Source organism: Oceanobacillus sp. FSL W8-0428 (genome assembly GCF_038004405.1).
In the GTDB taxonomy this organism is placed as follows: Bacteria; Bacillota; Bacilli; order Bacillales; family Amphibacillaceae; genus Oceanobacillus; species Oceanobacillus sojae.
The window spans coordinates 4227632-4243834 of sequence record NZ_JBBORB010000001.1; the positions used below are offsets into that span (position 1 = coordinate 4227632).

The following is a 16203-nucleotide window of genomic DNA, read 5'->3' on the forward strand; positions in this document are numbered from 1 at the left end:
CTGTACGAATCAGAAAGCTTTCATTCATTTCTTCCATTATATATTATTGATGCTCACTTAACCACTCAGTAAGTGCGTCTAAATCATCGCCCTGAAGCTGAGGGAAGGCTGGCATACCTGCATCGGTTCCGTTCTCAACGATTTCAGCAATTTCTTCCTGTGAATACTTGCTGCCGATTTCTGTTAAATCAGGCGCAGGACCACTTGCTAAATCTTGACCGTGACAGCTGGAACAATTCGTTTGGAATACTTCTTCTCCAGCGTCAGCGCTGGTTGACTCTCCGCCCTCTTCCCCTTCTGTTTGTTCGGTTGCTTCCTCACCATTCTCTTCTGCATTTTGAATTGCTTGTCTCTGATCAATACCAATCACTGAAATAATAATGACTGCAATAAGCCCTAGCCCGGCAATAATAGCATATGGTATAACCGGATTCTTTTTCATTTCGCTTCCTCCTTATGTAACACAAATATTATAAAATTAATACTATCATTAGTTTACTCGATATCTAAAAAATTTTAAAGGTTTATCCAATATATTTAAAAAAAACGACATAAGTTATTACAGCAATAATCAGGATAGCTCCAACATACTTAAATACAGGCAGCTTTTTCAAATATCCAAAAATAATCCAGCCACATCCATTTAAGATAATAGCAAAATTAATATAATTTCCTAACCCGGCAGCGTCAGCTATAAAGACAGATAACTGCAGGATATATAAAAACTGAATAAATATAAATAAATAACGGTACCGTTTTGAAATATTCGCCCGGTTTTTTGAATAAAAGAAATAATTTATAATTAACGTAACACTCAAAATACCAGACGTAATATACCAAAATGAATGGAAATAATAATCCAAAGAGATAACGCTTACTAAAATGAATAAAATAAAAGCAAAATGGATTTTTTTCCATATGGATAAAGAAACATCCTGCTTTCTTAAATCACTTTGATTCGGGATTTCAATTTCCCCGCCTTTTGTATATAATGCGAGTAAAAAATCACATTGCTCTTCCGGCAATAAACGATTTTCTTTCCATTTTAATATCTCTTGGATAATCAATTGATTTTTTTCTTGATTATTCATATGTTCACCTGTATCTTTAGCTTAATTATTTACCAAAAGATAACTATCAATAATAAGGGGACTTTCCTTATCTAAAAATCACTACTCAATAAATAGCCGTTTTAGCTTTTTTACAACTTAATACACATAATAACTGGAATATGCAAGCAACTTACGTCTAACTTGCACATTCCAGTCTGCTGGCAGGTATAAAGCCTGTGATAGCCAGGTTCTATTTTAAGCTTAATCAAGAAAATCCTTCAATCGTTTGCTTCGGCTCGGGTGTCTTAATTTACGCAATGCTTTTGCTTCAATCTGTCTGATACGTTCTCTGGTTACACCAAATACTTTTCCTACTTCTTCAAGCGTTCTTGTTCTTCCATCATCTAATCCAAAGCGCAGACGAAGTACATTTTCTTCTCTGTCTGTCAAAGTATCCAATACGTCCTCCAGCTGTTCTTTTAATAACTCATAAGCAGCATGATCTGATGGAGAAACAGCTTCCTGGTCTTCGATAAAATCGCCTAAATGGGAATCATCTTCTTCCCCGATCGGCGTCTCTAAAGATACGGGTTCTTGAGCAATTTTTAGAATATCCCGGACTTTGTCTGGACTTAGCTCCATTTCCTCACCAATCTCTTCTGGAGTCGGTTCCCGTCCTAAATCCTGAAGTAAGGAACGCTGCACACGAATTAATTTATTAATGGTTTCCACCATATGAACTGGAATACGAATCGTACGCGCCTGGTCGGCGATGGCACGTGTAATTGCTTGTCTAATCCACCAGGTTGCATAGGTACTGAATTTAAAGCCTTTGCGATAATCAAACTTTTCAACTGCTTTAATCAGACCCATATTTCCTTCTTGAATTAAATCTAAGAAAAGCATTCCCCGTCCAACATAACGTTTTGCGATACTGACAACAAGACGGAGATTGGCTTCAGCTAATCTTCTTTTAGCCTCAATATCTCCTTCTTCAATTCGGGAAGCAAGTTCAATTTCTTCTGCTGCAGAAAGTAAATCTACTCTGCCAATTTCTTTCAAATACATACGAACTGGGTCATTAATCTTAATCCCTAATGGTACACTAAGGTCATTAAGATTAATTTCTTCCTCTTTTGCGATTTTCTGCATTTCGGGGTCATCCTCAGACTCACCTAGCACATCGACACCCTGTTCTTCCAGGTACTCATAAAATTCATCCATTTGTTCGGGTTCCATGTCAAAATTAGATAAACCATCAGCCACTTCTTCATAAGCAAGCGTACCACGCTTCTTACCCATGTCTACTAATTTTTCTTTTGCTTGCTCTAATGTTAGTTCGGTTTCTTTCATGTGCGAAGGTTTTTGCTCGGCCATGAGTCCCCCTCCTTCCAAATTGTTGAATTAATTTTCATTTTTCTTGCTTCTGCAGCTGAATCAGCTCCATTGCCAAACGCGCAGCTTCTAAAGGATCATTTTCCCGCTCCGCTTTCTTTTGCTGCTCTTTTAAGGTCTTTTTTGTTTGACTTTGATTAGCCTCCCGATGAATCATTCGTAAATAATCATCAATTTCTTCTTCTGTGCTGTTTTGCACATCACTGGACAAAGCTAATTCAATAACTTGATTCTTCAAATGTTCATCAGACAGTCTCTCCATAAATAAACTGATATCTGGTGCATTACCTTCTTCATAAAATGCATATAAATGTGTTGCCACAATTTTATGGTCATTTACATTAAATCCTGCTCCAAGTTCATATTGTACTTTTTCAGCTATATACGCATCCTGAAGCATGTAGGATAAAATTCTTTTTTCAGCATTAACATAGGCCGGATACAATTTTTTTTTATTTACAGATACATATTGATTAGTATAACTCTTATTACTTTGATTATCCTTAGCAGCAGGAACTCTTTTGTCATACTGTGTCAGCTGACTCATCAAGGTTTCTACAGACAAGTCAAATTCCTTGTGCAGTTCATTAATATAATATTCCCGTTCCAATGCACTCTCAATCATGGAAAGTTCCTTTAAAATACGCTCGATATATTCAATACGCTCACTTTCAACCTGCAGGTTAAAGTGTCTGCGCTGATAGCGCATAAAGAAACTCATATAGCTGTCACTTGTCCGTATAACTCTTTCCCTGAAAGCTTCCCCGCCGTGTTGTTGGATGTAGCTGTCCGGATCCTCTTTTGCGTCCAAATTTGCAATTCGGACATCACAGCCTATCGACCGCAGTAAAAGCGATGCTTTATAACGGGCCTCTATTCCTGCACTATCACCGTCATAACAAATAATCACTGTATCAACATATCGGTTCAAAAGCTTTGCCTGTGTTTCTGTCAATGCAGTTCCCATTGTAGCTACAACATTCTTAACGCCGGCTTGATAAGCTGAAATAACATCCATATAACCTTCCATTAAAATAGCTTCATTTTCTTTTCTGATGTGGCGCTTTGCCAAATCAAAATTATATAAAAGTTTACTTTTTTGAAAAAGCTCACCTTCTGAACTATTTAAATATTTAGGACCGCCATCACCTGTCAATGACCTGCCGCCAAAACCGACAGTACGCCCAAGCGCATTCCGTATAGGGAAAATTACTCTGCCGCGAAAACGGTCAATTACTTCATTATTGTCATTCCCTGCCAAAATGCCGCTCTTTAAAAGCATCGGCTTGGTATACCCTTTCTGCGTAAGAAACTTCGCAGTGAAATCACGCTTATTAGGAGCGTAACCAATTTGGAATTCTTCCAATGTCTCCTTTGTAATCCCGCGGCTTTTTAGATACTCTAACCCATCCTTCCCATCTTTTTGGTACTTTATTAGGTGATGGTATAATTTTGTCAGCCATTCATACGCGGAGAGCATCTGCTCTGTTTCCTCAGACAAGGATGATTCCTTTTTAATTGATGTTGTCGGTAATTCTACCCCGCTGCGATCAGCCAAGTGTTTCAGTGCCTCATAAAATGTGAAATTTTCCATTTCCATCAAAAACGAAAATACATTTCCTCCTTTTCCGCAGCCAAAGCAGCGAAAAATCTGTTTCTCTTGTGTGACCGAAAAGGAAGGCGTATTTTCACCATGAAAAGGACACAGGCCAAAATAGTTTTTACCTTGTTTTTTTAATTGAATATACTCTCCAATGACATCGACAATATCATTGGATTTTTTCACTTCTTCAATAATTGGTTCGGGTATTTGATTAGCCATTGTTACCACCAACTATTCTAAATTTTTCTTAGAGAGATTGTTCAAAATCCTCCTTTTTTAACTAGTGCTGCTTTATTATTCATTATTCGACATATTTTTTTCTTATACTCAAAAAAAATAGCCTTAACATAGTTTCTACAAAGGATACACAGAATCCTTCTTTTTTAGAGCAAATTATGATTAAAATTGCATTTTATATAAATCTGCTCATACGATTTACCATTATAATATATTTTTTAATAGATTTCTATTAATTTGTTTATAAAACTATTGAAAGAAGAAAAACATTCCGTTAGAGCAGTGTACAGAATGCTTTTCACACAATTTGCGTCTGATATTATTTGCTGCAATGTACCATTTTACTTTCTGACAGACTTTGAAGATATTAATATATGAAGTAAAAAAATATCAGGAAGTTTAATGCATTATTTTTACTGTTCTTCTTGAATAACTTTATTAATTTCTGCCTTGCCACATACGAATAATCTGATTAGCTGTTTCCTCCACTGCTTTGTGAGAAACATCAATGACAGGACAGCCTATTTTTTCAACAACTTCATTAAAAAATTCTAATTCCTGCTCAATCCTGCTTACATTTGCATAAGTTGCCTGGTCACCGAGTCCAAGAGCTTTTAAGCGCTCTTTTCGAATTCCATTCAGTTTTTCTGAGGATATGCGCAAGCCAATACATTTTTTGGGGTCAACCATCATAAGCTCTTCCGGCGGATCCACTTCCGGAACAATTGGAACATTCGCCACTTTAAATCGTTTGTGCGCCAGGAATTGAGAGAGCGGAGTTTTAGATGTTCTGGAAACACCGATTAATACAATATCTGCACGGGTAATTCCTCTTGTATCTCTTCCATCATCATACTTTACAGCAAACTCTATGGCTTCAATCTTCTTAAAATAATCTTCGTCTAATTTATGGACAAGGCCGGCTTCCAATCGCGGTTCATCGCTGAAAACCCGCTCCATTGCTTCCATGATAGGACCCATTATATCAACTGCTTCAATATCTATTTCTTTAGCACGTTTGTTTAAATAAGCACGTAATTCTGGATTAACAAGTGTAAAACCGATAAGATTTGAATTTAATTTTGCCTGTTGCAAGAATTCATCAATGGTTTCCTTATCTTCCACATATGGGATACGCTGTATTTTATAATCCCCGTTTTTAAATTGGCTTAAGCCGGCTTTAATTACCAATTCAGCCGTTTCCCCAACAGAATCAGATAACACATAAATAATTTTCTGCGCAGTCATCACGACACCCTCTCCCAGTTTCTTAAAACTTAAATTTTATCTTCAATGGTTAACTCAACCAGCAGTTTTGTCATCGTTGTTTTTGTAATTCGGCCAATTATCTCAAGGCCATTTTTTGTATCCTTTACAACGGGGACGCCGTCAATTTGTCTCGATATCAGCTGATGAGCTACATCGATAAGCAGGTCATTTTTACGGCATACTGTAATATTCGGCATTCTTGTCATTATAATTGGTACCGGTATCGAGCTTAAATCCTGCCTTCCCATGCTTGCACGTAATAAGTCTTTCCTGGAAAGGACACCAACCAGACATGCATTTTCATCCACAACAAACAGGGTACCAACATCTTCTAAGAACATAGTCGATATAGCATCATATACAGACACCTTTTCATTTACGGCAACCGGGACCTGCTGAAATTCATGAACCTTGTACCGTTTTATTTTTTCTGTTAATAATTCTGATCCTGTTTTACCCGTATAAAAGTAGCCTACACGAGGACGTGCATCTAAAAAACCAGCCATTGTCAGAATAGCTAAATCCGGTCTCAATGTAGCCCGGGTTAGTGTAAGCCGCTCTGCTATGTGCTCTCCCGTGATAGGACCGTCTGCTTTTACTATTTCTATAATCTGCTGTTGCCTTTTCGATAAGTCCACTTTTTCACCACCTATACTGCTGCATTATTTGCAAATGAATATTATAAATAGTATTACTTAAGGGCATAAAAATTGGTATACATAAAGGATAACGTACCATGATTCCTTAATATTTTTAGAACATGGTACGTTATTATAATTCGACTTTATTCACTAAAATTCCTTTTTTAAGAGAGAAAACCTTTTTTATTATATTTTTCCTTGTTTATAAGACCGTTATAATCCATTTATGCGTGCTGTTTCCATGCTATTTTCCGTAAGTCTGCATATTGCAAGATTAGCACAGAAAGCTCATGGATGATAGAAAGACGGTTTTTTCTTACTTCTTCATTATCGTCCATAATCATATTATGATCAAAGAACGCATGGATATCACCTGCAAGGTCGGCAAGCAGCTGCAATGCTTCCTCACTTTTTTGGGCTTCTAAATATTCTGCGTAAGTTGATTTTACTGCTGCTACAGATTCATATAATTCTTTTTCTGATTCTGTTTGGAAGAGGTTAGGATTTACCTTATAATCCGTATCCTCTACCTTGTTTTCCAAGTTCAACACACGAACAAGTGCCTCCTGAGAGGTCTTAAAATGATCATCTGCTTTTTTCTCAGCTAAAACATGTGCTTTTTCCACTGCAACATGAAATATACCTAATTGATTATCTACGACAGCATGGATTATATCTGTTTCAATATTTTCTTCACGCATTAAATACTCCGCACGGGAAGCGAAAAACGCCAGCAAGTCATCGTTAGAAGAAGCGTTTATTGTTAAACCGGCATTCTCTAATACAGATAAAGTATACTCAATTAGTGATTCTATGGTTAAATCCCAATTTTGATCCTTCAATATACGCAGGATGCCCATTGCCTGCCTTCTTAAGCCATATGGATCCTGGGAACCGCTCGGGATAAGACCAACACTGATACATCCGGCAATTGTATCTATTTTATCCGCGATACTTAATACTGCACCGACTGTCGTGGCAGGAAGCTCACCATGGGACTGCTTCGGCAGATAATGCTCGCGGATAGCTTGAGAAACCTCTTTAGCTTCTCCAAAGTAAGCAGCATATTTCTCACCCATAACGCCCTGCAGCTCTGTAAATTCATTTACCATATTGGTCATCAGATCAAACTTACTGATTTCAGCTGCACGAACAACTTCTTTAAGCTCTTTTAAGGAAAGCTCCTCTGCTAAATGCTTAGCAATTGTTTTAACACGATTAACCTTCTCGGTATACGTACCAAGCTTCTCCTGGAATATAACCCTGGTGAGTTTTTCCTGGAAGAAATCAATCGAAAGCTTTTTATCTTCTTCGAAAAAGAATTCTGCATCCGCAAGACGGGCACGAAGAACCTTCTCATTTCCCCGGATTACTGTTTCCAGCTCATAATCATCACCGTTTCTCACGCCGACAAACTTAGGAAGCAGTTCACCACCCTGCTCTACAGGAAAATAACGTTGATGCTCGGCCATAGATGTAATCAGAACTTCATTTGGCAATGCTAAGAAAGAGGTAGAAAAGCTGCCCACAAAGGCTGTCGGATATTCCACAAGATTTCTTACTTCATTTAATAGATCTTTATCAACAGGAATTTGGAATTCATTTTTCTCTTGTAAAGCACCAAGCTGCTTCACAATTTTAGCCTCGCGTTTTTTAGCATCAGCAATTACATAATTATCGTTTAGCAATTGCTCATATTGTTTCGGTTCATCTATTGTAAGCTTACCACTGAGGAAACGATGTCCATATGTGAAATTGCTTGTTTTCACATGAGCTATTTCAAATGGGATCACTTCATTACCGTAAAGCGCAGCCAGCCAGCGGATTGGCCGTGCATAACGCAATGTTTCATTTGCCCAGCGCATATTTTTACCAAATGTAATCGACTCAATAATATCCTTAAATTCCGGAAGTAAGGATTGCACAGACTTTCCTTCAATATATTTTTTTACATAAATATAAGAAGTTCCCTTCACTTCTTTAATATAAATATCCTCCGTTGTTTTTCCCTGTCCCCGGGTAAATCCTTCCGCTGCTTTTGTCCAATTATCCTGGTCATCCTTAGCAATCTTTAAGGCAGGTCCTTTTGCCTCTTCTTCGATAGATGCCTGACTCTCAGCTACTTCTTCTATAAGGACAGCTAATCTGCGCGGTGTTGAGAAAGAAACTGCAGATGCGTAGGAAATACGTTGTTCATCCAGCCATTTTATTGTTTTATCTAAAAATTGAGCTTCTGCATCGTCTATGAAGCGAGCCGGCAGCTCCTCTAATCCAATTTCAATTAATACATCCTGTGCCATTTTAGTTCCCCTCCTTTTTCAACATTGGAAAGCCTAATTTTTCACGCTCTTGTACATAAATCTTTGAAATGCTGCGGGCCAAATTACGAATCCGGCTAATGTAACCTGTTCTTTCTGTTACAGAAATAACACCTTTAGCATCCAGAAGATTGAATGTATGTGAGCATTTTAAAACGTAGTCGTATGCAGGGAAGACGAGCCCTTTTTCCATCGTTGTTTTTGCTTCCTGTTCATATTTTGTAAATAAATCAAATAACATATCTGTATTTGATGTTTCAAATGTATAGACAGAATGCTCATACTCCGGCTGATAGAAAATATCTCGAAGTGTCACGCCATTATTCCACTCTAAATCAAATACATTTTCTTTATCTTGAATATATGAAGCGAGCCGTTCTATCCCATATGTTAATTCAACAGTTACCGGGTTGGCTTCTAAACCGCCAATCTGTTGGAAATAAGTAAATTGTGTGATTTCCATACCATCTAACCATACTTCCCAGCCAAGACCGGCAGCTCCTAACGTCGGGTTCTCCCAATTATCCTCCACAAAACGGATATCATGCTTGAGTGGATCAATCCCCAGCTTTTTCAAAGACCCTAAATACAGTTCTTGAATATTTGACGGAGAAGGTTTCATAATAACCTGGAACTGATGATGCTGATACAGTCGATTCGGATTTTTTCCGTACCTGCCATCAGCCGGCCGTCTGGAAGGTTCTACATAGGCAACATTCCATGGTTCTGGCCCCAAGCTTCGCAGCAGCGTCATCGGAGACATCGTTCCAGCACCTTTTTCTGTATCATATGCCTGCATTAAGATACAATTTTGTTCTGACCAATGATTTTGTAAAGTTAAGATCATTTCTTGAATATTCATTTACTCCACTCCTTTAATGGATAAGAAATTTACATCATATTTCACGTTCAGCAGAACCAATAAGAAAAGCCGTCCCTATGTCTGCTTTAATGACAGACATAGGGACGGCTTAAAACCGCGGTTCCACCCTATTTGCTCTTGTTTTATAAGAGCCTCTTTTCATTGCTGTTACTCCGAAGCTCCTTCCTGAAGTCTCTATATACCTGGCTCACACCATTTCCAGGCTCGCTTTTTACAGACAATACTTCAGTACTTTTCTTCATCATCGTAACGACTATTTCATAACATTTATACTTAAGATATATGTACAAATCATACTCTATCTGTCCTTGACTTGTCAATTATTACTTAAATAAATCCAGCTGATCCAAAAACTTTCGCGACTTTATGAAATATCCTCCATAACGATCATAATAAGCTTTTAAAATGGCCTGGAACATTTTCACGTTTTCTGGTTTCATTTGGATGGATCCGATACGTTCTAATTCTACCTCGGAGAGCAGATATAGAATCCTGGCCAATTTTGGAGAAAGTTCTATTGCTTCCCGATCCAAATGGCGGCATTTAGGACATAAAAAACCGCCCTCCACGACAGAAAACACAAAAGGCTGCTGCGCCGACCCACAATTTATACATTGATTTAAGACTGGGGCAAACCCAGCTTTTTTATAAAGTTTTAATTCATACATCATTATTGGAATTTCAGCCTGATCATTCTCTTCAATCCACTCTACTGTTTGTTGAAATTGTCCGAATATGTACGGATCTATATTTTGATTTTCCAAAAGCTTATCTGTAAGCTCTGCAACATAGGAACAATAAGCTGTTTTCACGAAATCTTCGCGTATTTTGCGATGTGAGTTTAATAATTCTCCTTGCTGTATTGTACTCAATCCACTTCCAAGATAAACAAAAAAACGGGCAAAAACGAATGGCTGAGTAACAGCAGCCATTCGACTTTTTGGTTTTTTTGCCCCTTTTGCCAAAGCTTGGAACTTCCCAAACTTTCCGCTGTAAATTGTCACTAATTTATGTGTTTCACCATAATCTTTTGTTTTTAATACGATACCATCTATCTGTTCCAGCACTCTAAATCACCCGGCCTCACTTTGTTTTGAACAGAAAAATCATCGTTATATCTCTGTGGTTAAACTGATGGTGAATCTAAACTCCCAGCCATAGAAGATCGGGTCTGTTCTTTTTGTTTCACTTCCGGGTTTAATTCTCCTTGCTGCTCTAATTCTTTTAATAATAAATAGGTTTCAATGTTTCCTGTTTGACAAAACAAATACCATGTTGCATCTAGCACAAGAAACCCCCGCCTTTCAAATTATTTTTTGCTAAGACTAAAGCAATTACTTAAAAAATACCCTGTTATTAACTTCCCGCTTCTTTTATAGGTTGGTTCGATTTGAACATTTCATGAGTATAAAAAATTACCATCTTTAAGAGGTTGTTCATAAAAATCCAATGAAAATGTCACAAACTTTAATACTCATCAAGTCGGAATCCAAATTCATGCAATTGATTTTGTTTGTTTCTCCAATCTTTTTTTACTTTCACCCAAAGCTCTAAATACACCTTAGAGCCAAGTAAAGCTTCAATATCACGGCGTGATTGCTGGCCAATTTTTTTCAGCATGCTCCCTTGCTTTCCAATTAATATACCTTTTTGGGAGCTTCTTTCTGTAACAATCGTTGCTTGTACCAATAATTTTTCATTTTCATTCTTCTCTATATTTTCAATGACAACAGCAATCGAATGAGGAATTTCTTCCTTCGTATGATGCAATACCTTTTCTCGGATAAGCTCAGAAATGATGAATCTCTCGGGATGGTCTGTTACCTGATCGGCAGGATAATACTGTGGTCCATCTGGAAGTTTTCCAGCAACCACCTCTAACAGATGATTAACATTATTTCCATCTAATGCAGAAATTGGAATAATTTCATCAAACGAATAAAGGTCCTTATACTGGTCAATCAGCTTCATGAGCTTTTCTGGATGAATTTTATCAATTTTATTAATTACCAGATAGACCGGCTGTTTCACTTTTTGCAGCAGGTCAATGATGTATTGGTCCCCGCGCCCATATCCTTCATCTGCATTAATCATGAACAAAATATTATCCACTTCATTTAAAGTATTCTCTGCCACCTGCACCATAAAATCGCCTAATCGATGTCTCGGCTTATGAATTCCAGGTGTATCAATAAAAATCATTTGATATTCCTTGGTTGTCAGGACACCTTGAATTTTATTTCTTGTTGTTTGTGCCTTATCACTCATTATTGCTATTTTTTGACCAATAACCCGGTTCATAAAAGTTGATTTTCCCACATTTGGTCTGCCAATAATTGCAATAAATCCTGATTTAAAATTATTTGTCATGCTACGTTCCTCCGAATTTCTATTGTTTGCTTGCTTCTTATCATACTACATTTTTATGTTCGTTTCACTATATCGACAAAACCTTTAACAAACATACAATTTCAATTGTTTTTTGAGTAATTTGGTTAAGATTAACCAAGAAATGTTTTAATTTTTTTAATAGGTCTGCTCTTTTAAAATTGCCGGGGCAACTCTTGTCAGCGTTTTTATATACCTTTTTATTCTAAAAAAGAGGCTCCTGATAGGATCCCCTTTTGTAAATAATTATCAGATTATAGAAGCTGCATTATTTTTGGTCCGAAAATAAGTACTCCGACTACTACAGATATAATAGCTGTAACAAGAACGACGCCTGCAGCAATATCTTTTATTTCCTTTACTCTTTCATCATAGTCCGGCTGAATAAAATCCATAATCCGCTCAATGACACTGTTTATCATTTCTGTGATAAGCACGAGACCTATGGTTAATAAAATAACTGCCCATTCGATGAGAGAAAGTTTGAAAAAGAAACCTAATGTAACTACAATTGCTGTTGCTGTGAGATGCAGCTGAAAATTAGACTCCTTTTTCACAACCGTTTTTAGCCCTGCCCAAGCAAAACGGAATCCAACAATTCTTTTTTTATCTTTCAATGCCAAATTCACCCAGGATTTCGTCCTGTCTGCGGAACATTTTCTTCTCATCCTCCACATTCATATGATCATACCCAAGCAGGTGTAAGAATCCATGCAATGCTAAAAAGGCCAGCTCTCTCTCAAAGCTGTGATTATATTCTTCTGCCTGTTCTTTTGCTTTATCTATCGAAATAATGATATCTCCCAGCACAACAGGCAATCCCTCCCCGACAATTTCCAGCTCTTCGTCTTCCATTTCCTGCATTGCAAATGAAATTACATCTGTCGGTTTGTCTTTATCACGATAGTCTCTGTTGATTACTTGAATTTGTTCATTATTCACAAAGCTGATGGAAACTTCTGCGTCATGAGCCACCTTCTCAGCTTTTCCAGCAAAGGTGAGCAGCTTCTCTACAAGCTCTATATGCTCATCAGCTACAATACCTGTTTCATCTTGAAAATCAATCATCATTATTTATCACCTTCCTCTTTCGGATACTGAATTCTGGAATGGAAAATTCCTTTTAAAGAATCGCAAATTGAATGTTGAATGGTTTTTAACTCTCTTAATGTTAAAGGACTGTTATCTAATTGTCCATCTGAAATTTTACTGCTGATAATAGCCGAAACAATTGAATCAATCTGCTCAGGAGTCGGATCCTGTAATGAGCGGACAGCCGGCTCTACAGAATCACAAATGCAGATAATAGCTGTCTCTTTGGTTTCCGGCTTTGGTCCAGGATATCTGAAATCCGATTCCTCCGTTTCAGGATTCAGCTCCTTCGCTTTTACGTAAAAGAACTGAACTAAAGAATTCGAATGATGCTGCTTCGCAATATCAATGATTTCCTTAGGCATTTTATGCGCTTTTAACATATTTGCTCCATCGGTTGTATGACGGATAATAATATCTGCACTTTCTTTTGGCGGCAGCAGGTCATGCGGATTTTTATTTGGCATCTGATTTTCAATAAAAAATCCCGGCCGGACTGTTTTACCAATATCATGATAGTAAGACCCTACCCGCGCCAATAAGCCATTTGCTCCTACTGCTTCACATGCTGTTTCACTGATGTTGGCAACCATTACAGAATGGTGATATGTTCCAGGTGCCTCCACCAGAAGCTTCTTCAACAACGGCTGATTAGGATTGGATAATTGCAGTAGCTTCATATCTGTTAATGTTCCTAAAAAGCTCTCAAATAACGGCAATATCCCAATTGCCAGGATCGCAGAGAGACAGGCAGCTGCAATACCAAAGCCAACATATAAAAACACATCAAACCATGTATATTTTTCAAAGGACAGGAATAAAAATAAAATAATGACAGCAGAATGGATAAGGATTAACCCGATTGCAGTTTTTAAAATAACTAAACGTTCACTTATTTTTTTCATTAATACAATCGCTGCAAGCTGAGAGAAAAGAAAATAAATAGCAGCTTCGACGTGCAGCATCCCGGCAATATAATTATTAAACATAAATGCAGCTAATATAGCATATAAAATGCTCAGCCGTATGGCAGTACGATCGCTTATTAATATTTTTAATAAAATAGCAATAGCTGCAATTGGTGTAACTAAGTACAGTGCGTTAGACTGGTCAAAGAAAACACTTTGAATCTTCATAATAAAGATTGCCAATGCACTTATCAGCACTGTTGCTACAATTGGAAGAATACTCCAATTTCTGTTTTTAGCAATTTGAAAGCTTTCATAGCCGAAAAAGTAAGCAATCACAGCTGCCAAAAATCCCAGAGCAAGAATCGGATAGATATTACCTTCCTGTGATAACACTCCTACCAATTCCAGCTGTTCATAAATTTCATTTGTAATGGTCTGCCCTTCACGGACAATAGTTTCTCCAGCCCGGATAATAACAGGGTCTACAAGCGTTGCTGCATCCTTTTTTTCTTGAGCAGTTTCTTCATAATCAAAAAAGGAATTTTCCACAACAGCAAAGTCTGCTAATTCGATTAAAGCCCCCTGCAACTCTTCATTTAAATCCGAATAAGATATAGCGCGATCTACATTAGTTATGCCAGATTGTATATTCTCTACTCTTATCCCCTGATTTAACACTTCTTCTAACGCTTGTGAAAATATTGTTTCAGCCTCTATTAAAGCAGCGTCTGACTGCTGCAGCAGTAAAACGAAAACATCTTCAGAGATTTCCGAACTGATTTCTTCAGAAAGAAGGGCCTTTAATTCAACTGCCTCCTCCCGATAAATATCTTCTATCGCCTCTCCTGCATCTTCATCGTGCTCTTCCTTCACCTTAAATACTGCTTCAAAGATTTCATTAATATAGTTTAATCGTTCTTCCGTGACTTCTTCGGAAATACTATACCGATCGGGAACAGCATCTACAGCTTCCCGAATCCTCTGATCTGTCTCCTGCTTATTCTCTATAGTGATCGGTGATCGTATTGTCTCTTCAGAAACAGCAAAACGCTGTATATCATATGTATCCGTACGTACATTATCTAATAAAGTAAAAAAAACAGTTGCTCCTATAATAAGAGCTGGAATAACCGCAAATAGATATTTTCGTCTCTTTTTAAAAAAAGGGAGTATTTTCCTCCATCTATTTTTCAACACCTTCACCCCACTACACATTTTTACCGGCTGCATTAAAATGATTATGGTGTACCATCTGGCAAGTAAACTTCCAGCTTTAAAATCAGGATATAACAACTGGATAAAAGATGATATACACTATTCAATTTATTATGATGATTCATTTACGATCTCTCCCGATTAATTCAGTACATCATATCCATATATGTATGATTGAAATACAACGATCTTCTCATGAACAACAAGGATGAGACTTTTCCCTGTCTCATCCTTCATTTCCGTCTTCTGCTTCATAAGCATTTATAATTTTTTGAACAAGCGGATGCCGGACTACATCAGCAGCCTGCAGATGCACAAAGGACAATCCGTCTATTACTGAAAGCATGCGTTCCGCAACTCTTAGTCCGGAAGTCATTCCTTTGGGAAGATCCACTTGTGTCATATCCCCTGTAATAATCATTTTTGATCCAAATCCTAGTCGTGTTAAAAACATTTTCATTTGTGCAGGTGTTGTATTTTGGGCTTCATCCAATATGACAAAAGCATCGTCCAATGTTCTCCCGCGCATATAGGCCAATGGAGCAATTTCAATTGTTTCCCGTTCGATTAAACGTGCTGTATGCTCCGTACCCAAGACATCATGTAATGCATCATAAAGGGGCCTTAAATATGGATCCACCTTCTCTTTCAAATCACCTGGTAAAAATCCTAAGCTTTCCCCGGCTTCTACCGCTGGTCTGGTTAAAATAATTTTTTTCACAAGCCCATTTTTCATAGCATGAACAGCCATAACAACAGCCAGATATGTTTTCCCCGTACCAGCTGGGCCAATCCCAAACACTAAATCTTTGGACTTGATAGCCTGAATATATTGCTTCTGTCCAAGCGTTTTTACCCGGATTGATTTCCCTTTATAATTTTTTGTAATTTCATCTTCAAATAGGGTTTCAAATTGTTTTATTTTACCTTTTTTCGCCAGTTCTACTGCATAAACAACATCCCGCTCTGAAATGGTTTGACCTTTTCGAATAACGCTCAAAATTGTCAGGAGAATCTCTTGTATCAATTGTACTGCCTGATCATCTCCAGAAACACGAATTAATTCGCCTCTGGATATAATATCTACTCCAAGTAAAGCTTCCAGCTGTTTTAGATGCTTATCATTAGCACCAAATAAAGCAAGCGCTTCATTGGCACCTTCTAATTGCAAATCAATATCCACTAAGTTTTCGGGCATA

At 37.5% G+C, this 16203-nt stretch carries 15 protein-coding genes and 1 other annotated feature; all 15 genes read right to left on the minus strand.

Annotated elements, in window-relative coordinates; translation table 11 throughout:
- Window positions 1-43: 43 nt before the first annotated feature.
- Window positions 44-442, minus strand: a complete 399-nt coding sequence (locus tag MKY30_RS20360; protein WP_147209427.1) for a c-type cytochrome — start codon at window positions 440-442, stop codon at window positions 44-46.
- 82 nt (window positions 443-524) lie between these two features.
- Window positions 525-1091 carry a hypothetical protein gene (locus MKY30_RS20365; RefSeq protein ID WP_341085195.1) on the minus strand — a complete coding sequence of 189 codons (567 nt, stop codon included), beginning with the start codon at window positions 1089-1091 and terminating at the stop codon, window positions 525-527.
- A gap of 222 nt (window positions 1092-1313) precedes the next feature.
- Window positions 1314-2429 carry an RNA polymerase sigma factor RpoD gene (gene rpoD / locus MKY30_RS20370; RefSeq protein ID WP_147209429.1) on the minus strand — a complete coding sequence of 372 codons (1116 nt, stop codon included), beginning with the start codon at window positions 2427-2429 and terminating at the stop codon, window positions 1314-1316.
- 34 nt (window positions 2430-2463) lie between these two features.
- Window positions 2464-4269 (minus strand): DNA primase, encoded by a 1806-nt coding sequence (gene dnaG / locus MKY30_RS20375; RefSeq protein ID WP_341085196.1) that lies wholly within the window; start codon window positions 4267-4269, stop codon window positions 2464-2466.
- A 456-nt stretch (window positions 4270-4725) separates the two neighbouring features.
- Window positions 4726-5535 (minus strand): pyruvate, water dikinase regulatory protein, encoded by an 810-nt coding sequence (locus tag MKY30_RS20380; protein ID WP_147209431.1) that lies wholly within the window; start codon window positions 5533-5535, stop codon window positions 4726-4728.
- Window positions 5536-5564: 29 nt separating this feature from the next.
- On the minus strand, window positions 5565-6194 hold the full coding sequence (locus MKY30_RS20385; RefSeq protein WP_147209432.1) for a helix-turn-helix transcriptional regulator: 630 nt from the start codon (window positions 6192-6194) through the stop codon (window positions 5565-5567).
- 227 nt (window positions 6195-6421) lie between these two features.
- Complete coding sequence (gene glyS, locus MKY30_RS20390) at window positions 6422-8497, minus strand: glycine--tRNA ligase subunit beta (RefSeq protein ID WP_341085198.1); 2076 nt, start codon at window positions 8495-8497, stop codon at window positions 6422-6424.
- A 1-nt stretch (window position 8498) separates the two neighbouring features.
- Complete coding sequence (gene glyQ / locus MKY30_RS20395) at window positions 8499-9377, minus strand: glycine--tRNA ligase subunit alpha (RefSeq protein ID WP_147209434.1); 879 nt, start codon at window positions 9375-9377, stop codon at window positions 8499-8501.
- A 97-nt stretch (window positions 9378-9474) separates the two neighbouring features.
- Window positions 9475-9652 (minus strand) — a binding site (T-box leader).
- Window positions 9653-9721: 69 nt separating this feature from the next.
- The gene (recO, locus tag MKY30_RS20400) at window positions 9722-10465 is read right to left on the minus strand and encodes a DNA repair protein RecO (protein WP_341085199.1); all 744 of its coding nucleotides are present in this window, start codon (window positions 10463-10465) and stop codon (window positions 9722-9724) included.
- Window positions 10466-10524: 59 nt separating this feature from the next.
- Window positions 10525-10686: a YqzL family protein gene (locus MKY30_RS20405; protein WP_341085200.1), complete on the minus strand. Its 162-nt coding sequence runs from the start codon at window positions 10684-10686 to the stop codon at window positions 10525-10527.
- Between the two features lie 179 nt (window positions 10687-10865).
- Window positions 10866-11768: a GTPase Era gene (gene era, locus MKY30_RS20410; RefSeq protein WP_341085201.1), complete on the minus strand. Its 903-nt coding sequence runs from the start codon at window positions 11766-11768 to the stop codon at window positions 10866-10868.
- A 272-nt stretch (window positions 11769-12040) separates the two neighbouring features.
- Window positions 12041-12403 carry a diacylglycerol kinase family protein gene (locus tag MKY30_RS20415; protein WP_147209438.1) on the minus strand — a complete coding sequence of 121 codons (363 nt, stop codon included), beginning with the start codon at window positions 12401-12403 and terminating at the stop codon, window positions 12041-12043.
- Window positions 12393-12857: an rRNA maturation RNase YbeY gene (gene ybeY / locus MKY30_RS20420; RefSeq protein ID WP_147209439.1), complete on the minus strand. Its 465-nt coding sequence runs from the start codon at window positions 12855-12857 to the stop codon at window positions 12393-12395. Before ybeY ends, MKY30_RS20415 begins: the two co-directional genes overlap by 11 nt.
- Entirely contained in the window at window positions 12857-14983 is a 2127-nt protein-coding gene (locus MKY30_RS20425) for an HD family phosphohydrolase (RefSeq protein WP_339282333.1), read from the minus strand. The genes ybeY and MKY30_RS20425 overlap by 1 nt, the downstream gene beginning before the upstream one ends.
- Window positions 14984-15230: 247 nt before the next feature.
- Window positions 15231-16202, minus strand: a complete 972-nt coding sequence (locus MKY30_RS20430; RefSeq protein ID WP_339282334.1) for a PhoH family protein — start codon at window positions 16200-16202, stop codon at window positions 15231-15233.
- Between the last annotated feature and the right edge of the window lies 1 nt (window position 16203).

What these genes read in the sequence shown, in the direction of transcription:
- MKY30_RS20360 (WP_147209427.1), bottom strand. Translation starts at nt 442, where the DNA reads ATGAAAAAGAATCCGGTTATACCATATGCTATTATTGCCGGGCTAGGG.
- MKY30_RS20365 (WP_341085195.1), bottom strand. Translation starts at nt 1,091, where the DNA reads ATGAATAATCAAGAAAAAAATCAATTGATTATCCAAGAGATATTAAAA.
- rpoD (WP_147209429.1), bottom strand. Translation starts at nt 2,429, where the DNA reads ATGGCCGAGCAAAAACCTTCGCACATGAAAGAAACCGAACTAACATTA.
- dnaG (WP_341085196.1), bottom strand. Translation starts at nt 4,269, where the DNA reads ATGGCTAATCAAATACCCGAACCAATTATTGAAGAAGTGAAAAAATCC.
- MKY30_RS20380 (WP_147209431.1), bottom strand. Translation starts at nt 5,535, where the DNA reads ATGACTGCGCAGAAAATTATTTATGTGTTATCTGATTCTGTTGGGGAA.
- glyS (WP_341085198.1), bottom strand. Translation starts at nt 8,497, where the DNA reads ATGGCACAGGATGTATTAATTGAAATTGGATTAGAGGAGCTGCCGGCT.
- glyQ (WP_147209434.1), bottom strand. Translation starts at nt 9,377, where the DNA reads ATGAATATTCAAGAAATGATCTTAACTTTACAAAATCATTGGTCAGAA.
- era (WP_341085201.1), bottom strand. Translation starts at nt 11,768, where the DNA reads ATGACAAATAATTTTAAATCAGGATTTATTGCAATTATTGGCAGACCA.
- ybeY (WP_147209439.1), bottom strand. Translation starts at nt 12,857, where the DNA reads ATGATGATTGATTTTCAAGATGAAACAGGTATTGTAGCTGATGAGCAT.
- MKY30_RS20430 (WP_339282334.1), bottom strand. Translation starts at nt 16,202, where the DNA reads ATGCCCGAAAACTTAGTGGATATTGATTTGCAATTAGAAGGTGCCAAT.